Below are 20,179 nucleotides of genomic sequence, written 5' to 3' on the forward strand. Positions count from 1 at the left end.
CGTCCGCGTCCACCGGCCCGCACTCGCGGCGGGACACCTTGAAGCAGGGGAACGAGCTATGACGCATCCAGACAGAGGCGCGCACGGGGCGGGGGAGTCCCGCCTGCAGACCGCCGAGGAGCCGCAGCGGAAGATGCCCCGGGAACTGGGCTGGTACGCCTCGTTCTCCGTGGCCTTCGGGTTCGTGTCGATCGCGACGGGCATCTTCACGACCTACGGCGCGGTCCTCGCGACCTCGGGTCCGCGCGGCATCTGGGCCTGGCCGATCGCCGTGGTCGGCCAGCTGACGGTGGCGCTGGTCTTCGGCGCCCTCGCCGCGCGCATCCCGATCAGCGGCTACTCGTACCAGTGGGTGTCGCGGATCGTGGGCCCGGTGTGGGGCTGGATCATGGGCTGGATCTCGTTCGCGTTCCTCGGGGTGGTCGTGGTCGCCGTGGACTACACGATCGCCTCGACGATCCTGCCGGAGCTGTTCCGGTACGTCGGCACCACGCAGAACGCGTGGGCGATCACGGCGGTGGTGGTCCTGCTCCAGGCGGTGCTGGTGGCCCTGTCGACGCGCAGTACGCACAAGGTCAACAGCGTCGCGGTCACCGTGCAGCTGATCGGCATGATCGCGCTGACGGTCCTGCTGTTCGCCGTCGGCGCCTTCACCGGCAAGCTGGACTTCGGCAACCTCTTCGACACGGCGTCCGTGCCCGCCGACGGCTACTACGCGCTGGGCGGCGCCACCGAGGCGGGCCCGTTCGCGCTGGCGTTCCTGCTCGGGGCCTTCACCATCGTCGGCTTCGAGTCGGCGGCGAACCTGGCCGAGGAGACCCGCGAACCTGCCCGTGTGATCCCCAAGGCCATGGTCCGCGCCGTCATCTCGCTCGGCGTGCTCGGCTTCCTGTTCCTCGTCGCGATCACCGCCGCGGCGGGCAAGGTGGCCGGAGTCGGCACCTCCGAGACCCCGGTGGCGACCGTGATCACCGCCGTACTGGGCTCGGTCGTCGGCAAGGTGCTGCTCGTTCTCGTCGTGATCTCGATCTTCTCCTGCGGACTCGTCATCACCCTCAGCGGAACGCGCCTGGTGTACGCGATGTCGCGGGACGAACGCTTCCCCGGCTGGCGCCTGTTGCGCCGCGTGGACCGGCGTACCGCCACGCCGCTGAACGCGTCCGTGTTCATGCTGCTCGTCGCGCAGGCCATCCTGGCGTTGTTCTCGCGTTCCACGGACGCGCTGTTCGAGCTGTTCTCGGCGGCCACGCTGCTGCCCGCCCTCATCTACGCCGGGACGATCGCCATGTACATCGCCAAGCGCAAGTCCCTTCCGCCGACCCGGGGTTTCGCACTCGGGCGCTGGGAGGTGCCGGTCCTGGTCGTCGCGAGCGTGTGGCTCGCGTACGAGCTGCTCATCTTCCGCGACGCCTCCTTCCGCGCGCCCTGGACGTACGTACTGGTGCTGTTCGCCATCGGCGCCGTCTACTTCGCCGGACTCCTCCGCCGGCGCGGCAGGCAGGGGCTGACCATGCCCGACATGGCCGACGTCGACCGCACGCTGGACGCCGCGGACGCCGCGGACGTCACCGCGGAGGGCAGCCCCCGATGACCACCGTCCTCGCCATCGACCAGGGCACCTCCGGTACCAAGGCCGTCGTCGTCGACTCCGCCGAGGGCACCGTCGCCGTCGCCGAGGAGACCGTACGCCCGGTCTACCTGCCCGGCGGGGGAGTCGAGCAGGACCCCGGCGAACTCCTCGACTCCGTCCTGAACACCGGCCGCAGCGCGGTCCGTACGGCCGGCCGCCCCGTCGACTGCGTCGCCCTCGCCAACCAGGGCGAGACGGTCCTCGCCTGGGACCCGGCCACCGGCACCCCGCTGTCCCCGGCGATCGTGTGGCAGGACCGCCGCGCCGAGGGCATCTGCCACGAACTGGCCGAGCACGCCGACCGCTTCGCCGCACGCACCGGTCTCGTCCTCGACCCGTACTTCTCCGCCCCGAAGATGGCGTGGCTGCGCCGCAACCTCACCCGCGAGGGCGTGGTCACGACCACCGACACGTGGCTGGTCCACCAACTCACCGGCGAGTTCGTCACCGACGCCACCACCGCCAGCCGTTCGCTCCTCCTCGACCTGGACACGGTCGCCTGGGACGGCGAGCTCGCCGGCCTGTTCGGCCTCGCGGACGAGCGGCTCCCGCGCATCGCCGCCTGCGACGAGATCGTCGGCACCACGCGCGCCTTCGGCGGCGCCGCCCCCGTCCCCGTGGCCGGTCTGATCGTCGACCAGCAGGCCGCACTCGTGGCGGAGAGCTGCCTGGAGGCGGGGACCGCGAAGTGCACGTACGGCACCGGGGCGTTCCTGCTGGCAAACACCGGCCGCAGCGCCGTGCGTTCCACCGCCGGGCTGACGACCTCGGTGGCCTGGCGCGCCCGCGGCCGTACGCCGTACTGCGTCGACGGGCAGGTCTACACCGTCGCCTCCGCCGTACGGTGGCTACAGGACCTCGGCCTCGTCGGCTCCGCCGCCGAACTGGACGCGCTGGCCGCCGCGGACGCCGAAGGCGTCCTGTGCGTGCCCGCGTTCGCGGGCCTCGCCGCGCCCTGGTGGGCGCCGGAGGCGACGGCCTCGCTCACCGGCATGACCCTCTCCACCCGGCCCGGGCACCTGGTCCTCGCCGTGCTCCAGGGGATCGCCGCACAGGTCGCCGAGCTGGGCCGGCTGGTCCAGGCCGACCTCGGCCGGCCCCTGACGCGGCTGCGCGCCGACGGCGGCCTGACCAACAGCGCCACCCTGATGCAGGCGCAGGCGGACATCGGCCAGCTCCCCGTGGACCTCTACCCCTCCGCGCACGCCACCGCGCTCGGCGCCGCCGCCATGGCCCGCTGCGCACTGGACCCGGCGCTCACCCTGGAGGACGCGGTGGGCGACTGGCGGCCCACGACCGTATACGAGCCCCGCTGGCCGGCCGACCGGGCCGAGGAATTCCGCACCACCTGGACGCGGGCCGCCGCCGCCCGCGCCGGCAAGGGAGAACACGCATGACACCCGCCACCCCACGGGCCCCTCACGCCGGCGTCCACGACGTCGCCGTCATCGGAGGCGGCATCGTCGGCGCGGCCATCGCACGGGAGCTGTCCGGCTACGAGCTGACCGTCGCCCTCGTCGAAGCCCGCGATGACGTCGGTGACGGCACCAGCAAGGCGAACACCGCCATCCTGCACACGGGCTTCGACGCCACACCCGGCACCCTCGAGTCCCGCCTCGTCGCCCGCGGCTTCCACCTGCTGTCCGAGTACGCCAAGGCCACCGGCATCCCCGTCGAGCACACCGGCGCCCTGCTGGTGGCCTGGACCCTCGAGGAGCTCGACGCCCTGCCGGGGCTGCGGGACAAGGCCGAGGCCAACGGCTACGCGCACTGCCGCCTCGTCGGCGCCGACGAGGTCTACCGCACCGTGCCCGGCCTCGGAGACGGTGTGCTCGGCGGGCTGTCCGTACCGGACGAGTCGATCATCTGCACCTGGACCACCAGCCTCGCCCTGGCCACCGACGCACAGCAGCGCGGCACCGACATCCTGCTGCGGCACTCGGTCACCGGCGTCGAGGCCCACGACGGCCACACCACGCTGACCACCACGGCCGGTGACGTACGCGCCCGCTGGGTCGTCAACGCGGCCGGGCTGGGCGCCGACCACATCGACCGGCTGTTCGGCCACGACCGGTTCACCGTGACCCCGCGCCGCGGCGAGCTGTTCGTCTTCGACAAGCTCGCCCGCCCCCTGGTCGACAAGATCGTCCTGCCCGTGCCCACCTCCCGCGGCAAGGGCGTGCTCATCTCACCGACCATCTACGGCAACGTCATGCTCGGCCCCACCGCCGAAGACCTCACCGACCGCACCGACACCGGGACTTCGGAGGACGGCCAGGCGTACCTGCTTCGCAAGGGGGAACAGCTCATGCCCCGTCTGCTGGCCGAGGAGGTCACCGCGAGTTACGCGGGTCTGCGGGCCGCGACGGAGCACGGCGACTACGTCATCGAAGCCACCCCGGAGCAGCGCTACCTCGTCGTCGGCGGCATCCGTTCCACGGGGCTGACCGCGGGCATGGCCATCGCCGAGCACGTACGCACCCTCCTGGCCGACGCCGGACTGGACCTGGAGAGCCGCGGCCGGCTGCCCGGCCCGCCGCACATGCCCAACATCGGCGAGGCCGCACCCCGCCCGTACGAGGACGCCGAACTCATCGCCGGGGACCCGGCGTACGGCACCATCGTCTGCTTCTGCGAACGCGTTTCCGAAGGCGAGATCCGCGACGCCTGCCACGCCCCCGTACCCGCCCGCGGCCTCGACGGGCTGCGCCGCCGCACCCGCGCCATGAACGGCCGCTGCCAGGGCTTCTATTGCGGCGCGGCCGTCGACGCCCTGTGCCGCCGGTACACCCGCGACGGCTGCGGCGACCGCGACGATGCGCCGACCGTGCCGACGGAGACGTCCGTGCCGACGGAGACGTCCGTGCCGACCGAGACGTCCGCGACGACCGTGCCGACCAGGCCCGAAGGACAACGATGAACCAGCACGCCAGCACCACGCCCGCCCCGTCCACGGCCGGAACCCCGCTGCTCACGCCCGACGTCCTCGTCATCGGCGGCGGCCCCGCCGGTCTCACCGCCGCCGCCGAGCTGGCCGGGGCAGGCGCCGGCCACGTCCTCGTCGTCGACCGCGAACCCGAGGCCGGCGGCATCCCCCGGCACAGCGACCACACCGGCTACGGGCTGCGCGACCTGCACCGTGTCCTATCCGGGCCCGCGTACGCCCGGCAGCTCACCGACCGGGCCACCGCCGCCGGCGCGGACATCCGCACCCGCACGATGGTCACCGGCTGGGCAGGCGACGGCGCCGCCGAGGTCACCAGCCCCGAAGGCCGCTTCCGCATACGGCCCCGCGCCACCGTGCTGGCCACCGGCGCCCGCGAACGCCCCCGCAGCGCACGCCGCATCCCAGGCGACCGGCCCCAAGGGGTGTACACCACAGGCCAGTTGCAGAACCTCGTCCACGTGCACCACCAGCCCGTCGGCAAGCGGGCCGTCATCGTCGGCGGCGAACTCGTCAGCTGGTCCGCGGCCGTCACCCTGCGCGAGGCGGGCTGCACACCGGCCCTCATGGTCAGCCAGTACGCCAGGGCCGAGTCGTACGCCGCCTTCAACGCCGCCGGCCGTACGGTGCTCCGCGTCCCCGTCGCCACCCGCACCCGCGTCACCCGCGTCATCGGCAAGGGCCGCTGCGAGGCCGTGGAGATCGAGCACCTCGACACCGGCCGGCGGCGTACGTTCGCCTGCGACACCGTCGTCTTCACCGGCGACTGGATCCCCGACCACGAACTCGCCCGCACCGCCGGCATCACCCTCGACGACGGCACCCTCGGGCCCGTCACGGACACCGCCCTGCGCACCAGCCGCGCGGGCACCTTCGCCGCCGGGAACCTGCTCCACCCCGTCGACACCGCCGACATCGCCGCGCTCGACGGGCGGCACGTCGCCGAACAGGTCATCCGGCACCTGCGCGGCCACCGGCAGCCGGAGGACGGCCTGCGCCTGGCCGCCGACGTCCCGTTCCGCTGGGTCGCTCCGCAGATCCTGCGCCCGTACGATCCGCCGCCCGCGCGCGGCCGACTGCTGCTGTGGACCGACGAGTTCGTGCGGTTCCCCCGGGTGACCGTACGTCAGGACGGCCGCGTCCTCGCCCGCCGTACGCTGCCCTGGCCGGCCGCGCCCGGGCGGGTCTTCCGCGTCCCCTCGGCGCTCCTCGACCGCGCCTCCGCCACGGGCGGAACGGTCCGCATCGGCCTCGACTGACCGGCCGCTCCCCGCCCCCGTACAGCTCCCGTACCGCTCCCGTACGCCTTGCGCGGGGGCGCGTACGGGCTGCGCCGACGCTTGTACAACGTTGGAATTCGCGCTATATACCTTTCTGTACGCCTGTGTTCGTGCATCACGCCGTGTGTCCGTCCAGAGCCTGATCGGCATCGTATGGAAGGTACGCCCGTGAGACATCCACTGCGCCGCAGACGCCGGCCGCTCCTGGCCGCGGCCCTGTGCCTCGTCGTCGCCATGGCCGGAATCGGCCCGGCCGCCGCCCGTCCGTCCGCCGACCGTGGCGGGAACTCCGAAGCCGAGCCGGAAGCCAAGGCCAAGGCCGAGACCGAATCCGAGACCAAGACCAAGACCAAGACCAAGGTCAAGCCCAAGCAGAAGGGCACGGCCGCCGGCCAGTTCCGCAATCCCGTCAACACCGGACCCGACCCGGCCCTCGTCACCCACGAGGGCCACTACTACATCGCGACCACCCAGGGCGACGCCCTGCGCATCTGGAGGTCGCCCAGTATCGCGACCCTGCTGACCGCCGAGCCGCACGAGGTGTGGCGCGACAGCGACCCGTCCCGCAACCGGCAGATCTGGGCGCCGGGCCTGTACAAGGCGACCGTGGACGGCGCCGAGCACTGGTACCTCTACTACACCGCGAGCGACGGCAACGACTCCGCGCACCGCATGTACGTGCTCGAGTCCGAGGGCTCCGACCCCCTCGGCCCGTACCACTTCAAGGCCAAGGTCGCCGACTCCGGCAACGACCGCTGGGCCATCGACGGCGAGCCCTTCGAGCACGACGGCAAGCTGTACTTCGCCTGGAGCGGCGAGCGTGACGACGGCGTACGCAACCAGCTGTTCCTCGCGCCCATGGCCAACCCCTGGACCCTCGGCGGCAGCCGCGTCCACCTGCCCGTCGACGGCAACTGCCCGGAGGTGCGCGAGGGTCCGACCCCCATCCGCAACAAGGACGGCCGTCTCTTCCTCACCTACTCCGCCTGCGACACCGGCAAGCCGGACTACGCGGTCTGGTCGAAGTCCCTGCCGCCCGGCGCGAATCCGCTCGACCCCGCCGCCTGGACGCAGGAGCCCGGGCCGCTCTTCTCGCGCAACGATGCCGCCGGTGTCTGGGGCCCGGGGCACCACTTCTTCTTCACCTCGCCCGACGGCACCGAGGACTGGATCGCGTACCACGCGAAGAACACGTCCGCGTACACCTACGACTGGCGCACCACCCGGGCGCAGCGGATCGGCTGGACCGCCGACGGCCGGCCGGACCTCGGCGTCCCCGTCGCCCTCGGCACCCCGGTCGACCTCCCCGCTGGCGACCCGGGCCCGGGCACGACCGCGCTCAACGACACCGACCCGCAGGTGACGTACACCGGGAACTGGAACTCCGGCAGCCAGTGCGGCGCCCAGTGCTTCCACGGCGACGACCACTGGAGCGAGGAGGCCGGGGCCACCGCGACCATCCGCTTCAACGGCACCCGCCTCGCGCTGCTGTCCGTCAAGGACACCGGCAACGGCATCGCCGCCGTCTCGGTCGACGGCGGCGCGGAGCAGCGTGTCGACTTCCACGGCAGTACGCGCGTCGGGGAGCAGTTGCAGTGGGTGAGCCCGCGGCTCGAACCGGGGGAGCACACGGTCACGGTCCGGGTGACGGGCGAGAAGAACCCCGAGTCCGGCGCCGCGTTCGTCAGCGTCGACAGGGCCGAGGTCTACCCGTAGGGCTCCCCGGGTGTCGTCGGCGGGCGGTGCTCAGCAGGCAGCGTTCAGCGGCCGGCGTTCAGCAGACGGTGCCGTGGCCGCGCCCCGCGGTCCCGGTGCCGTCGTACGACGCGGTCGTCAGGGTCGCCCATACGGCGTTCCCTCCGGTGCGCGCCGAGCGGTCGACTCCCCAGGTGTACGCGATCTCCTGGACGAGGAGCAGGCCGCGGCCGTTCTCGTCGTCCGGTCCGGGGCGGCACCGGGACAGGCCGCCGCCGGTGCGGTCGTGGTCGTGCACCTCGATGCGGAGGCACATGTCGGTGACGAGCCCGGCGCCGCAGAGGATCCGCGGGCTCAGCGTGTGGCACACGGCGTTGGTGGCCAGTTCGGACATGAGCAGAACGGCGTCCGCGCACAGGTCCTCTGGCAGGCCCCACGCGGTCAGCGGCGCGGTCAGCGAGCGGCGGGCGGCCCCGACGCTGGGGCGCTCGGCCGGGAGCTCGAGCCAGTGTGTTCGGTCCGGACCCCCGACTTCTAACGGCTGAGGGGAGGAGGTGGTGTGGGGGAGGGGAGACACCGTTGTCGCCTTCCATCGGGACGGGCGCGGTCAGGAGACAGGGCAGGTGGTCGCGGGCCTGCGGGGCGGGGGGTTGTTCCGGTGTGCGGGCGCGCGACACGTACGCCGGCACGCCAACTCCACGTGGTCTACGGCAGGTTGGCGTACTGCGCGCTCGCGCGGGGCGAGGTCGCTGGCACAAGTCACTATGCTCGCAGCCGAGTTCATACTGCAAGCTCCTCCCTGATAATTTCAGGAAGACGGTATCCTTCTAGCGGCATCAGCAAGTCGCTGTCAGACTCGTGCTGATGACGGTCCCTCAGGAGGTAGGGCATGAGCGAAGCTCGTTCAGGAGCGGGCGCCAGCGCACCCACCGTTCTCCGGATGATCCTCGGCCGCAGGCTGCAGGACATGCGGCAGGCCGCGGAGGTGTCGCTGGAGGACGCTGCCCAGGCCCTGCGTGTGAAGCCCCTGACCATCCGCCGTCTGGAGAAGGCGGAGGTCGCCCTCAAGCCCCTGTACGTGGAGAAGCTGCTGCAGACCTACGGGGCCGGGCAGCAGGAGATCGACGAGTTCGTCGCCCTCGCCGAGCGGGCCAACGAGCCCGGCTGGTGGCACGCGTACCGCGACGTGCTGCCCGGGTGGTTCACCGCGTACGTCAGCCTGGAGACCGGCGCCAAGACCCTGCGTACCTACGAACCCCACTACGTCACCGGGCTGCTGCAGAGCTACCAGTACGCACGCGCCGTCCTGCGCGGCGGCTTCCCCAACGACAGCGAGGACGACCTCGAGCGCCGGGTGGGCCTGCGGCTGCGCCGCCAGGGCCTGCTGGAGCGGCCCGACGCCCCCACGCTGTGGGTCGTGATGGAGGAGGCCGTACTGCACCGGGCCGTGGGCGGCGCGGAGGTCATGCGGGAGCAGATCGACCGGCTCCTGGAGGTCTCGGAGCTGGACCACGTCAGCGTCGACATCGTGCCGTTCTCCGCGGGCGCCCACGTCGGAGCGTGCGCCCCCTTCACCTACTTCCGGTTCGAGGAACCGGAGCTGCCCGACATCGTCTACAGCGAGATCCTCACCGGCTCCATGTACCTGGACCAGCGCTCCGACGTCGCGGCCCACCTCGAAGCGCACAACCGGATGTCCCTGCTGACCTCGTCCGCAGACAGCAGAGCGGTGCTGCACCGCTTGCGCAAGGAGTACTCATGACCCTCACCGACGGCCAAGTCCAGAACGGCCACGTACGCAAGGGCCACGTCCACACAGGCCACGTCTACAACGGGATGCCCGCGTTGGACCTCGGCGAGCAGGGCTGGGAGTGCCCATGGAGCGGGCCCAACGGGGGCCAGTGCGTGGAGACCAAGCAGCTCGCCGACGGCCGTATCGCCCTGCGGCAGTCCACCGATCCCGCCGGTCCGGCGCTGATCTACACGCCGCAGGAACTCGCAGCGTTCGTCGCAGGCGTGAAGAGGGGCCTCGCCGACCATCTGACGGCCGGCTGAACCAGCAGAACGAGCGGGAGGATCCGTGCCGGCCCCGGCCGTGACCTGCCCGGCGCACCACGAACACCGCTGAAGGGGACGAGATGAGCAACAGCCACGCCGCGCGGGACATCGACACCAGCAGGCCCCACTCCGCCCGCATGTACGACTACTACCTCGGCGGCAAGGACCACTTCGACGTCGACAAGCAGGCGGCCGAGGCCGTCGCGACCGCCTACCCCGGCATCTTCACCTGCGCCCGCGAGAACCGCGCCTTCATGCACCGGGCCACCCGCGTCCTCGCCCGGGAGCACGGCATCCGGCAGTGGCTCGACATCGGCACCGGCATCCCCACCGAACCGAACCTGCACCAGGTGGCCCAGGCCGTGGTCCCCGACGCCCGGGTCGTCTACGCCGACAACGACCCGCTCGTCCTGAAGTACGCCGAGCGCCTGATGCGCAGCACGCGCCAGGGCCGCACCACGTACATCCAGGCCGACGTCAACGATCCGCAGTCGCTGCTCAACGCCCCCGAGCTGGAAGACGTGCTGGACCTGGGCCAGCCCGTGGCGCTCTCGCTGAACGCCCTCATGCACTTCGTGACCGACGCCCAGGACCCGTACGGGATCGTCGACCGGCTGCTGGGCGTCCTTCCCGCGGGCAGCGCACTCGCCCTGAGTCACTGCACGCCCGACTTCGACTCGCCCACCTGGCAGAAGGTCACCGACATCTACACCAACTCCGGGACGCCCGTGCAGTTCCGCTCCCAGGGGGACGTCGCCCGCTTCTTCGAAGGTCTCGACCTGCTCGCCCCCGGCGTCACCGTCGGCCACCGCTGGCGCCCCGACGGGGCCGACGGTGACGCGGCCGACGGGCACTCGGACGCCGAGGTCAGCCTGTGGGCCGGGGTGGGCATCAAGCGCTCCGTACGGTGACCCGGCGGCCGGATCGCTATACGGTCACGAGTCACCGGGGCCGCGTGCCGGCCGACCCGAACGAGGGCTGACACGCGGGGCGCCCCGGAACCGTCTGAGACCGGAGGCCCAGATGTCCGACCCGATGGCGACGCCCGACCCCGTGGCGTTCACTCCCGCGACCGCTCGGCTCGTCGCCGACGTCCGCCGGCACTCCGTGAGCGACCTGCTCACCCGTACCGCCGCGCGATACCCCGGCAAGACCGCCGTCGTGGCCGGCGAACGCCGCGTGAGCTACGCCGAGTTGGACAGGTCGGTGCACCGCTGCGCCCGCGCGCTCGCCGACCGCGGCCTGCGCAAGGGCGACCGGCTCGCGCTGCTCAGCCGCAACTGCCGGCAGTACGTGGTGCTCGCCTTCGCCACCGCGCGGCTGGGGGCGGTCCTCGTTCCGGTGAACTTCATGCTGGGCGCCAAGGAGATCGCGTACATCCTCCGCCACTCCGGTGCCGCCGGGATGGTCACCGAGGACTCCCTCGCGCCCACCGCCGGGAAGGCGCTCGCCGCCGCGGGGACGCGGGGCGGGGTACGCGGCTGGATCGCCGGGACCGGCTCGGCGGCGGCCGACGGCTGGGAGGACGTCGACACCTGGATCGACCGGGGCGATCCGGAGCCGGTCGAGGCGTCCGTCGCGGACGACGACCCGCTGCGGCTGATGTACACCTCCGGCACGGAGGCGCAGCCGAAGGGCGTGCTGCTCTCGTCACGTTCGCTGGTGTCGCAGTACGTATCGTGCGCGATCGACGGGGGCATGAGCGCCGACGACGTCGAAGTGCACGCGCTGCCGCTCTACCACTGCGCGCAGCTCGACTGCTTCCTCTCCGTGGACATCTACCTGGGCGCGACCAGCATCATCCTGCCCGCGCCGGACCCGGCCGCGCTGCTCGAGACGATCGAACGGGAACGCGTCACCAAGCTGTTCTGCCCGCCGACCGTCTGGATCGCCCTGCTCGGCCACCCCGACTTCGCCGTACGGGACCTGTCGTCGCTGCGCAAGGGCTACTACGGCGCCTCCCCGATGCCCGTGGAGGTCCTGCGCGAGCTGCGGGAGCGGCTCCCGCACCTCCGGTTGTGGAACTTCTACGGCCAGACCGAAATGGCCCCGGCGGCCACGATCCTGGGCCCGCACGCACAGGAGACGCACGCCGGGTCGGCCGGGTGGCCTGCCCTGAACGTCGAGACACGCGTCGTCGACGCGTCCGACAAGGTGCTGCCCCCCGGCGAGACGGGCGAGATCGTGCACCGCAGCCCGCACGCGACGCTCGGCTACTACAACGACGAGGAGAAGACCGCCGAGGCGTTCCGCGGCGGCTGGTTCCACTCCGGCGACCTCGGGGTCATGAGCGAGGACGGCTGCCTGACGGTGGTCGACCGGAAGAAGGACATGATCAAGACCGGCGGCGAGAACGTCGCCAGCCGCGAGGTCGAGGAGGCGATCTACCTCCTCGACGGCGTGGCCGAGGTCGCGGTGTTCGGCATCAGCCACCCGCGCTGGATCGAGGCGGTCATCGCGGCCGTCGTACCGAAGCCGGGCGCGGCCCTCACCGAGGACGCCGTGCACGCCCACGTACGCGAGCACCTCGCCGGCTACAAGCGGCCCAAGTACGTCGTCTTCGCCGAGGCCCTGCCCAAGAACCCCAGCGGCAAGATCCTCAAGCGCGACCTGCGCGCGGAGCACGCGGGGCTGTCCGGGCAGGCGGAGACCTGAGCCGCCGCCCTGGCGGCCGTCCCTGCCCGCCGCCCCCGCCCTCCGGACGGGGGCGGCGGTGGCGGCCGGGGCGGTGCTACGGCTTGCGGCCGACCCCGCCGACCGCTCCCGTCTCCGCCGGGTCGCTGATCTCCGCGAAGTCGGGCCGCCAGTGCGCGAGCGCCACCACGCCGGGCTCCACCAGCTCCAGCCCGGTGAAGAAGCCGGCGATCTGCTCGTGGCTGCGCAGCTGGTACGGGACGGCGCCGCTGTCGTTGTAGCGCGCGGTGGCCTCGGCGTTCGCCTTGTGGGTGTCGACGCTGTCGTTGAGCGCGAGATAGCTGCCGGAGGGCAGGGCGGCCATCAGGCGGTCCACGAGCGCGCGGGCCTCGGCGTAGTCGGCGACGTGTCCCACGGTCTGCATCATCGTGAGCGCGACGGGCTGCGAGAAGTCCAGCGTCTCCCCGGCGATCCGCAGGATCCGGTCCGGGTCGTGCAGATCCGCGTCGATGTACTGCGTCGTCCCCTCGGGCGTACTGGTGAGCAGCGCGCGGGCGTGCGCCAGCACCAGCGGGTCGTTGTCGACGTAGACGACCTTCGACTCGGGCGCGCACCGCTGCGCGACCTGGTGGGTGTTGTCGGCGGTGGGCAGCCCGGTGCCGATGTCGAGGAACTGCCGGACCCCCGCCTCCTCGGCGAGATAGCGCACGGTGCGCACCAGGAAGTACCGGGAGGTGCGCGCGAGATCGACGATGCCGGGGAAGACCTCGCAGAACCGGGCGCTGAGCTCCTGGTCGACCTTGTAGTTGTCCTTCCCGCCCAGCCAGTGGTTCCAGACCCTGGCGGAGTGCGGAACCGTGGTGTCCACTCCGCGCGGGCTCTGCTCGGGACTGTCGGTCATGGAATTCCCCTCACTGGCGGCAGACGGGTGCACGTACGGCGGCCGGACCATCCCAACGTACGCCCCATACCTACCCTCAACTGCCGCGCCCCGCCAGCGGCTTGGCCGAGGACCCGCCCGGGGACCGGCCGTGGCGGGGGCGTACACGGCCGTGTTTTCGGCCCTTCCCGATCCGTTGACCACTGTGTGGACTCCGTGTATACATGCTCCATGCACGGTGGATCCACACCCGGACCGGCTCGTCCTGGGCCCCGATGCGTGGAGATGTCATGGCACCAATCAGCAGGCGGCGCCTGCTCGCAGTAGGCGGTGGCGCGCTCGGCAGTGCGGCTCTGGCGGGCTGCGGGACTCCCGTGAACCTGCCCGAGTCCATGGAGGCCGTGCGGGCCCGGCCGGGCAAGCCGAACCGCGGCGGGGTCCTGCACTTCGGGCTGTCCACGGACCCGGCCAACCTCGATCCGCACGTCACCACCGGCGCGGCATCGGACTTCCTGCGGCAGCTGACGTACAACGGACTGCTCCAGTACGACGGGAACGGCGAGATCGTCGGCGATCTCGCGGCCGAGTTCGGCTGGACCGACACCACGACCTACAAGGTCAGACTGCACCCGGGCGTGCGTTTCCACGACGGCACCCGGCTGACCACCGAGGACGTGGTGTTCTCGTTCCGGCGGATGATGGACAAGAAGACCGCCGCCACCACCGGCCCCCTCCTCGACCTGGTCGAGAAGGTCGAGGCGCGCGGCGCCGACACGGTCGTCTTCCGGCTGAAGCAGCCCGACACGACGATCCCCTTCGTCCTCGCCGGACCGACCGCGAACATCGTCTCCCAGCGATGGATCGAGTCCGGCGCCGATCCCATGACGCAGGTCATGGGGACGGGACCGTTCCGGTTCGTTGAGCGCATCCCGGGCGTGAGCACCACCTTCACCCGCTTCGACGACTACTTCGACGACGGGCTCCCGTACCTCAACGCCATCGTCTTCCAGCCGATGAGCGACGACTACGCCCGCGTGACCGCCCTGCGCACCGCCACCGTGGACATGATCGACTACGTCCCCGCGACCCACGTCGACGTCATCTCCGAGAACCCCCGGCTGCGCTTCGCGTCCGACCGGACCTTCGGCTTCGGCTTCGTCGGATTCGTCACCAGCAAGCCGCCGTTCGACGACGTACGCGTCCGCAAGGCCATCGCGCTGTCCATCAACCGGCCGTCCGTGCTGGAGACGGCGCTGCTCGGCCACGGGCAGCCCATCGACGGGGCGCTGATGCCCGACGCCTTCGCGGGTTATCCGCGGAAGCTCGACAACACGCTGCCGTACGACCCGGAGCAGGCCCGTTTCCTGCTCAAGAAGGCCGGGCGGGAAGGCATGACGCTGCCGGTGGTCACCACCAGCACCTACTCGGTGATCGCCCGCCCGGCCCAGGCCATGCTGCCCGGGATCCGCGCGGCAGGGGTGGACGTACGGCTCACTCAGCAGGAGTGGCTGACCTTCCGCGCCAGCGTCACCGCCAAGTCCTTTCCCGCTCACTCGTGGGGTACGGCGCCGAAGTTCGGCGACCCCTCCTCACTGGGCGACTTCCTCAGCAGCACCGGCACCTTCGCCGTGAACACCGGCTTCAAGGACCAGGAGATCGACCGGCTGCTGGCGGAGGGCCGCCGCACCCGCGACCGCTCCCTGCGCGACGAGATCTACCGGGACGTGGAGCAGCGGGCGCTCGAGCTCCTGCCGATGACCTGGACGATCCGCCGCCAGCAGGGCGAAGCGCACTACGACTACGTCAAGGGCTACCAGCACCCTCCCAAGGGGTCCTGGACCGGGGTGACCCTCCGCCGCATCTGGATGGAGAAGACCGCATGAGGCCGCACACACGCCGGGCCGCGGGAAGGCCGGCCGCAGACACCGGGGAGGCAGCGTGAGACGGTTCCTCCTCACCCGCTTCGCGCAGGCGCTGCTCCAGCTCTTCGCCGTCGGCAGCATCGTCTTCCTGCTCGTCCGGCTCATCCCCGGCGACCCGGCACGGGCCGCGCTCGGCGACGGCGCCACCGACGAGCAGGTCGCCCAGACACGCGAGGCGATGCATCTCAACGAGCCGTTCCTGGAGCAGTACCTCGGCTTCTGGGGGCGGCTGCTCCAAGGGGACCTCGGCACCTCGCTGATGAGCAGCCGGCCCGTGATGCAGGATCTGCCGACCCGCCTGGGCAACTCGCTCGAACTCGTCCTGATCTCCCTGGTCATAGCCCTCGTACTGGGCGTCCTGCTCGGCCGGATCGCCGCCACCCGCGCCGACCGGCCCGCCGACCACGCCCTGGTCGCCGGATCGATCTTCGGGATCTCCCTGCCCGTGTTCGTCATCGGCACGCTGCTGCTGATGGTCTTCGCGTTCTTCATCCCCGTCCTGCCGCCGCAGCGCTTCACCACCCCGTGGGAAGACCCCGTCACCCATCTGAAGATCCTCATCCTTCCGGTGGTCACGCTGACCGCCGCCTCCTGCGCCGTCATCACGCGCATGACGCGTTCGGCGATGCTGGAGACGCTCAACACCGACTACGTGCGCACCGCACGCTCCAAAGGGCTCACCGAGCGCCGGGTGATCAAGGACCACGCGCTGCGCACCGCCCTGCTGCCGGTGGCCTCCGCGGCGACCGTCGAACTGACCACCCTCATCGGCAGCACCGTCCTCGTCGAGACGATCTTCGGCTGGCCCGGGGTGAGTTCACTGCTGATGAGCGCCGTCGGGCAGCGGGACTACCCGATCGTGCAGGCCGTCGTCCTCTCCGTGGCGGCCATCGTCATCCTCGTCAACCTGGTCGGCGACCTGGTGACACGAGCCCTCGACCCGCGGGCGGAGGAAGCCTGACATGACGACCGCCGAACTCACCCCCGTCCCCGCCCCGCCCGGGGCCGCCCCCGGCAACGGGCGCCGCGGCAAGCACTTCGTACGGCGGCTGGCCGCCAACCGGCGTACGGCCATCGCCGGCGGATTCCTGCTCCTGGTCGGCCTGGCCGCCCTGCTGGCACCGCTCGTCGCGCCGCACGACTACCGCGACATCGTCGGCAAGCCCCTCACCGGGGACGGGGTGCTGGGTGTCGACGACTTCGGGCGCGACGTGCTCTCCCGGCTGCTGATCGGGCTGCGTACGTCGCTGGCGGTGGCGCTGTCGGCCGTCGCCATCGCCGGAGTCGTCGGAACGGCGCTCGGCCTGGTCGCCGGCTACGGCGGCCGCCTCGCGTCGGCCGTCATCATGCGCGGCATCGACATCCTGCTGAGCTTCCCGCCCATCGTGCTGGCCATCGCCGTGGTCGCCGCGATGGGGCCGGCGCTGATCAACGTCGTGATGGTCATCGGCGTGCTCTACATCCCGCGGTTCACCAGGATCGTGCACAGCCAGGTGCTGGCCATCAGGAACGTGGAGTACGTCGAGGCGTCCGAGATCATGGGCACCCGGCGCACCAGCATCCTGCTGCGCACCATCCTGCCGAACGTCGCCGCTCCGGTGATCGTGCAGCTCAGCCTGTCCGTGAGCTTCGCCATCCAGATGGAGGCCGGCCTGAGCTTCCTCGGCCTCGGCGCGCAGCCCCCGCTGCCGTCCCTGGGCACGATGGTCGGCGCCGGCCGCGACTTCCTCGAGGTGCAGCCCGCCCTGCTGATCTACCCGTCGGTCCTGATCATCCTCATCGTGCTGGCGCTGAACGTCTTCGGTGACGGCCTTCGCGACCTCCTCGACCCGCGGCGCCGCGGCACCGACTCCTGAACCCCCTTCCCGGGCCCGCAGGCGTACGGCGGGCCGCGCAGCACCGCACCGCAAGCGAAAGGAACGCCACATGGCCGCCACCCTGCCCGACACCCACCGGCTGGGCGAGCTCTCCTGGACCCAGGTCCGGCACCTGGCAGAGCAGGACCCGGTCGTACTCCTCCCCATCGGCGCCATCGAGCAGCACGGCCCGCATCTGCCGGTGCACGAGGACTCCATCGTCGCCGAGTGGGTCGCGGACCGGCTGGCCCGCGAGCACGGACACTGGGTCGCCCCGGCCCTCAACTACGGCCACTCCGGCACGTTCCGCGGCTATGCCGGCAACCTCTCCCTCAGCCAGGAGACGCTGCGCAACGTCACGTACGAGATCCTCCAGGCCCTGGTCGCCTCCGGCTTCCGGCGCATCGTCATCGTCGACAACAACGGCGGCAACGTCGGCCCCGTGACCGGCGCGAGCCTGGACGCGCGGCGCGACTTCGGCGTGCTCATCGGGCACCTCTACCCGTGGCAGCTGGGGTACGCCCTCATGCGCGACGTGTACGAGGACCCCGCCACGGCGTACGGGCACGGCGCGGAGCCGGAGCACTCGGCGATGCTGGCGATGTTCCCCGAGCAGGTGCAGAGCGAGCTCGCGCGGCCCGGGGGCCTGGAGTCCAAGGAGGGCTGGACTCCCACCAGTTACACCGACGCCGCCATCCCCGGCTACGACGTGCCCGGCACGGTCTTCTGGGACTTCTCCGAGGTCAGCCCCACCGGCTGCACCGGCGACGTGAGCCTGGGCAGCGCCCGTACGGGCGAGGTCTGGATCGAGCGGGTCCTCGGCTTCTGCGCCGCGTACCTGCGCGAGTACGACGCCAACACCCGTACCGCGACCGCCGCGGGGACACCGTGACGGGCGGGGACACGGCACCGGCGGCCGACGCCGTACTGACCGTGGACCGGCTGTCGGTGGACTTCCGCATCTCGGGGGAGTGGACCCCGGCCGTACGGGACATCAGCTTCACCGTCGGCAAGGGAGAGGTCGTCGCGCTGGTCGGCGAGTCCGGCTCGGGCAAGTCCGTCAGCTCGATGTCGGTCCTGGGCCTGGTCGGCGCGAACGCGCGGCACCGCGGGAGCATCCGCTTCCACGACACCGAGCTGCTCGGCCTCGATCACGAGGCGCTGCGCGGCATCCGCGGCAAGCGCATCGCGATGATCTTCCAGGAGCCGATGACGGCGCTCAATCCCGTCTACACCATCGGGCGGCAGATCGCCGAGGCCGTACGGTGCCACGAGCGGATCTCCGCCGCCGAGGCCCGTACGCGAGCGGTGGAGCTCCTGACGAAGGTCGGCATCCCGGAGCCCGAACGCCGCGTCGACAGCTATCCGCACCAGCTCTCCGGCGGCCAGCGGCAGCGGGCGATGATCGCCATGGCGATCTCCGGGTCGCCCGAGGTCGTCATCGCCGACGAGCCGACCACGGCGCTCGACGTGACGGTGCAGGCCGAGATCCTCGATCTGCTGCGCAGCCTCCAGAAGGACCTCGGCTCCGCGGTGCTGATCATCACCCACGACATGGGCGTGGTCGCCGACCTGGCCGACCGCGTGGTCGTGATGAAGCAGGGCGAGGTGGTCGAGGAGGCCCCCGTCGGCCGGCTGTTCTCCGCGCCGCGGCACGACTACACCCGCAGACTCCTCGCCGCCGTCCCGAAGCCCCCGGCCCCCGGCGAGGCGGAACCCGCGCCCGAGGAGACGCCGACGAGCGAGACCGCGACCCTCCGGGTCACGGACCTCGAGGTCGAGTACCCGGGCAGGCTGGGCCGCAAGGGCTTCAAGGCCGTGCACGGCGTGAGCCTGGCCGTCGGCAAGGGGAAGGTACTCGGCCTGGTCGGCGAGTCCGGCTCCGGCAAGTCCACCATCGGACGCGCCGTCGTCAGCCTCGCGCGGGCGACCGCCGGGTCCATCGAGGTGTGCGGCACGGACGTCACCCGCCTCACCGGCCGCAGGCTGCGTGCCTTCCGCCCCACCTACTCGATGGTCTTCCAGGACCCCGGCGCCTCGCTCAACCCCCGGCTGTCGATCGGCGACTCCATCGCCGCGCCCCTGCTGACGGGCCGCAGAGCGGACCGCAGCGCCGCGAGCGAGCGGGTGGCCGAACTCCTGGAGCAGGTCGAGCTGCCGGTGAGCTGGGCCGAACGCTTCCCGCACGAGCTCTCCGGCGGCCAGCGCCAACGCGTCGGAATCGCCCGCGCGCTGGCGCTGGAGCCGGAACTGCTCATCGCCGACGAGCCGACGTCGGCGCTCGACGTGTCCGTCCAGGCCACCGTGCTGCGGCTGTTCCGGGAGCTGCAGGACCGGATGGGGTTCGCGTGCCTGTTCATCAGCCACGACCTCGGGGTCGTGGAACTGCTCGCCCACGAGGTCGCGGTGCTCCAGAACGGCCGCCTGGTCGAACACGGCCCCACGCACGAGGTGCTGGCCCGGCCGCAGACGGACTACACCCGGCGGCTCGTGGCCGCCGCACCCGTACCCGACCCGGCCCAGCAGGCCGAACGGCGGCGGCTGTGGCGCGAGATGGCGGCGTGAACACCTGCGCGGCCCGGCCGTCACTTCAGGTGCGCGACCACCGTGTCATCGGGGTTGAGGTGGGTGCGCAGGGTGTCGGCGGCGCGCTCGAAGTCGTGCTTGACCAGCGCGGCCAGCAGGCTGTGGTGCTCCCGCATGATGACGGGCAGGCGGTTGGGCCGGATGGTGATCGCGGACACGCCGATCCGCTGGTGCCGCGGCTGGAGGCTGCGGAACAGGTCGAGGAGCACGGAGTTGCCGGTCGCCGCCACGAAGCCGCAGTGGAAGCGGAAGTCGAACTTCGCGTGCTCGGCGATCGCCTCGCGGTCGCCGTTGCGGGACCGCTCCAGCAGGTCCGCGTCGCCCATGCGGTCCAGCAGCTCGGCCTGCTCCGGCGGAATCTCGATCTGCTTCTCGCACAGGATCCGGAAGCCGTGTATCTCCAGCACCTGCCGCATCTCGTACGTCTCGATCATCTCGCCGACGGTGACGCGGCGGACCTGGGCGCCGCGCCGAGGGGGCAGGTCGATGAACCCCTCCGCCGCCAGCCGGTGCAGGGCCTCGCGCACCGGCGTCCGCGACACCCCCGCCTCCTCCGAGAGGATCTTCTCCTCCAGAAACGCACCCTCCGGGTAGCGCCCCAGCAAGATGGCCTCACGGACCCACTCGTAGGCCCGTGCACGCGCCGAGTTGGCGCTTCCCCCCTGGTCGACTGACACGCTTCTGCTCCCTCGAC

General features: G+C 71.7%; 17 protein-coding genes. 14 read left to right on the top strand and 3 right to left on the bottom strand.

The annotated features are described in order from the left end of the window. Nucleotides 1–58 precede the first annotated feature (58 nt). The 5 genes from DVA86_RS07260 (at nt 59) to DVA86_RS07280 (ending at nt 7,570) form a co-directional block, all read left to right on the top strand. Nucleotides 59–1,591, top strand: a complete 1,533-nt coding sequence (locus tag DVA86_RS07260) for an APC family permease (RefSeq protein WP_208876727.1) — start codon at nt 59–61, stop codon at nt 1,589–1,591. After that, nucleotides 1,588–3,027: an FGGY family carbohydrate kinase gene (locus DVA86_RS07265; RefSeq protein WP_208876728.1), complete on the top strand. Its 1,440-nt coding sequence runs from the start codon at nt 1,588–1,590 to the stop codon at nt 3,025–3,027. The genes DVA86_RS07260 and DVA86_RS07265 overlap by 4 nt, the downstream gene beginning before the upstream one ends. After that, entirely contained in the window at nt 3,024–4,550 is a 1,527-nt protein-coding gene (locus tag DVA86_RS07270) for an NAD(P)/FAD-dependent oxidoreductase (RefSeq protein WP_208876730.1), read from the top strand. Before DVA86_RS07265 ends, DVA86_RS07270 begins: the two co-directional genes overlap by 4 nt. Next, nucleotides 4,547–5,833 carry an NAD(P)/FAD-dependent oxidoreductase gene (locus tag DVA86_RS07275; protein WP_208876731.1) on the top strand — a complete coding sequence of 429 codons (1,287 nt, stop codon included), beginning with the start codon at nt 4,547–4,549 and terminating at the stop codon, nt 5,831–5,833. Before DVA86_RS07270 ends, DVA86_RS07275 begins: the two co-directional genes overlap by 4 nt. 174 nt (nt 5,834–6,007) lie before the next feature. Beyond that, nucleotides 6,008–7,570 (top strand): family 43 glycosylhydrolase, encoded by a 1,563-nt coding sequence (locus DVA86_RS07280; RefSeq protein ID WP_222623299.1) that lies wholly within the window; start codon nt 6,008–6,010, stop codon nt 7,568–7,570. A 58-nt stretch (nt 7,571–7,628) separates the two neighbouring features. On the opposite strand, the gene DVA86_RS07285 is transcribed toward DVA86_RS07280, so the two are convergent. Next, nucleotides 7,629–8,126 (bottom strand): ATP-binding protein, encoded by a 498-nt coding sequence (locus DVA86_RS07285; protein ID WP_208876732.1) that lies wholly within the window; start codon nt 8,124–8,126, stop codon nt 7,629–7,631. A 312-nt stretch (nt 8,127–8,438) separates the two neighbouring features. Here DVA86_RS07285 and DVA86_RS07290 point away from each other — a divergent pair, with 312 nt between their 5' ends. The 4 genes from DVA86_RS07290 (at nt 8,439) to DVA86_RS07305 (ending at nt 12,262) form a co-directional block, all read left to right on the top strand. Beyond that, nucleotides 8,439–9,311 (top strand): helix-turn-helix domain-containing protein, encoded by an 873-nt coding sequence (locus tag DVA86_RS07290; protein WP_208876734.1) that lies wholly within the window; start codon nt 8,439–8,441, stop codon nt 9,309–9,311. A gap of 74 nt (nt 9,312–9,385) precedes the next feature. After that, complete coding sequence (locus tag DVA86_RS07295; RefSeq protein ID WP_208884471.1) at nt 9,386–9,604, top strand: DUF397 domain-containing protein; 219 nt, start codon at nt 9,386–9,388, stop codon at nt 9,602–9,604. Between the two features lie 83 nt (nt 9,605–9,687). Continuing rightward, on the top strand, nt 9,688–10,518 hold the full coding sequence (locus DVA86_RS07300; protein ID WP_208876738.1) for an SAM-dependent methyltransferase: 831 nt from the start codon (nt 9,688–9,690) through the stop codon (nt 10,516–10,518). A gap of 112 nt (nt 10,519–10,630) precedes the next feature. After that, complete coding sequence (locus tag DVA86_RS07305) at nt 10,631–12,262, top strand: acyl-CoA synthetase (RefSeq protein WP_245996381.1); 1,632 nt, start codon at nt 10,631–10,633, stop codon at nt 12,260–12,262. Between the two features lie 76 nt (nt 12,263–12,338). Here DVA86_RS07305 and DVA86_RS07310 read toward each other — a convergent pair whose 3' ends face one another. Next, entirely contained in the window at nt 12,339–13,142 is an 804-nt protein-coding gene (locus DVA86_RS07310) for an SAM-dependent methyltransferase (RefSeq protein ID WP_208876739.1), read from the bottom strand. Nucleotides 13,143–13,411: 269 nt separating this feature from the next. Here DVA86_RS07310 and DVA86_RS07315 point away from each other — a divergent pair, with 269 nt between their 5' ends. The 5 genes from DVA86_RS07315 (at nt 13,412) to DVA86_RS07335 (ending at nt 19,464) form a co-directional block, all read left to right on the top strand. After that, the gene (locus DVA86_RS07315; protein ID WP_208876740.1) at nt 13,412–15,004 is read left to right on the top strand and encodes an ABC transporter substrate-binding protein; all 1,593 of its coding nucleotides are present in this window, start codon (nt 13,412–13,414) and stop codon (nt 15,002–15,004) included. A 55-nt stretch (nt 15,005–15,059) separates the two neighbouring features. Next, on the top strand, nt 15,060–16,004 hold the full coding sequence (locus DVA86_RS07320; RefSeq protein WP_208876741.1) for an ABC transporter permease: 945 nt from the start codon (nt 15,060–15,062) through the stop codon (nt 16,002–16,004). 1 nt (nt 16,005) lies between these two features. After that, nucleotides 16,006–16,899: an ABC transporter permease gene (locus DVA86_RS07325; protein ID WP_208876742.1), complete on the top strand. Its 894-nt coding sequence runs from the start codon at nt 16,006–16,008 to the stop codon at nt 16,897–16,899. 70 nt (nt 16,900–16,969) lie between these two features. Further along, the gene (locus tag DVA86_RS07330) at nt 16,970–17,791 is read left to right on the top strand and encodes a creatininase family protein (protein ID WP_208876748.1); all 822 of its coding nucleotides are present in this window, start codon (nt 16,970–16,972) and stop codon (nt 17,789–17,791) included. Further along, nucleotides 17,788–19,464, top strand: coding sequence for an ABC transporter ATP-binding protein (locus tag DVA86_RS07335; RefSeq protein ID WP_208876749.1), 1,677 nt, complete (start codon nt 17,788–17,790; stop codon nt 19,462–19,464). The genes DVA86_RS07330 and DVA86_RS07335 overlap by 4 nt, the downstream gene beginning before the upstream one ends. A 20-nt stretch (nt 19,465–19,484) precedes the next feature. Here the strand turns inward: DVA86_RS07335 and DVA86_RS07340 are convergent, their stop codons facing one another. After that, the gene (locus DVA86_RS07340; protein ID WP_208876750.1) at nt 19,485–20,162 is read right to left on the bottom strand and encodes a GntR family transcriptional regulator; all 678 of its coding nucleotides are present in this window, start codon (nt 20,160–20,162) and stop codon (nt 19,485–19,487) included. Between the last annotated feature and the right edge of the window lie 17 nt (nt 20,163–20,179).

This window comes from Streptomyces armeniacus (assembly GCF_003355155.1).
In the GTDB taxonomy this organism is placed as follows: Bacteria; Actinomycetota; Actinomycetes; order Streptomycetales; family Streptomycetaceae; genus Streptomyces; species Streptomyces armeniacus.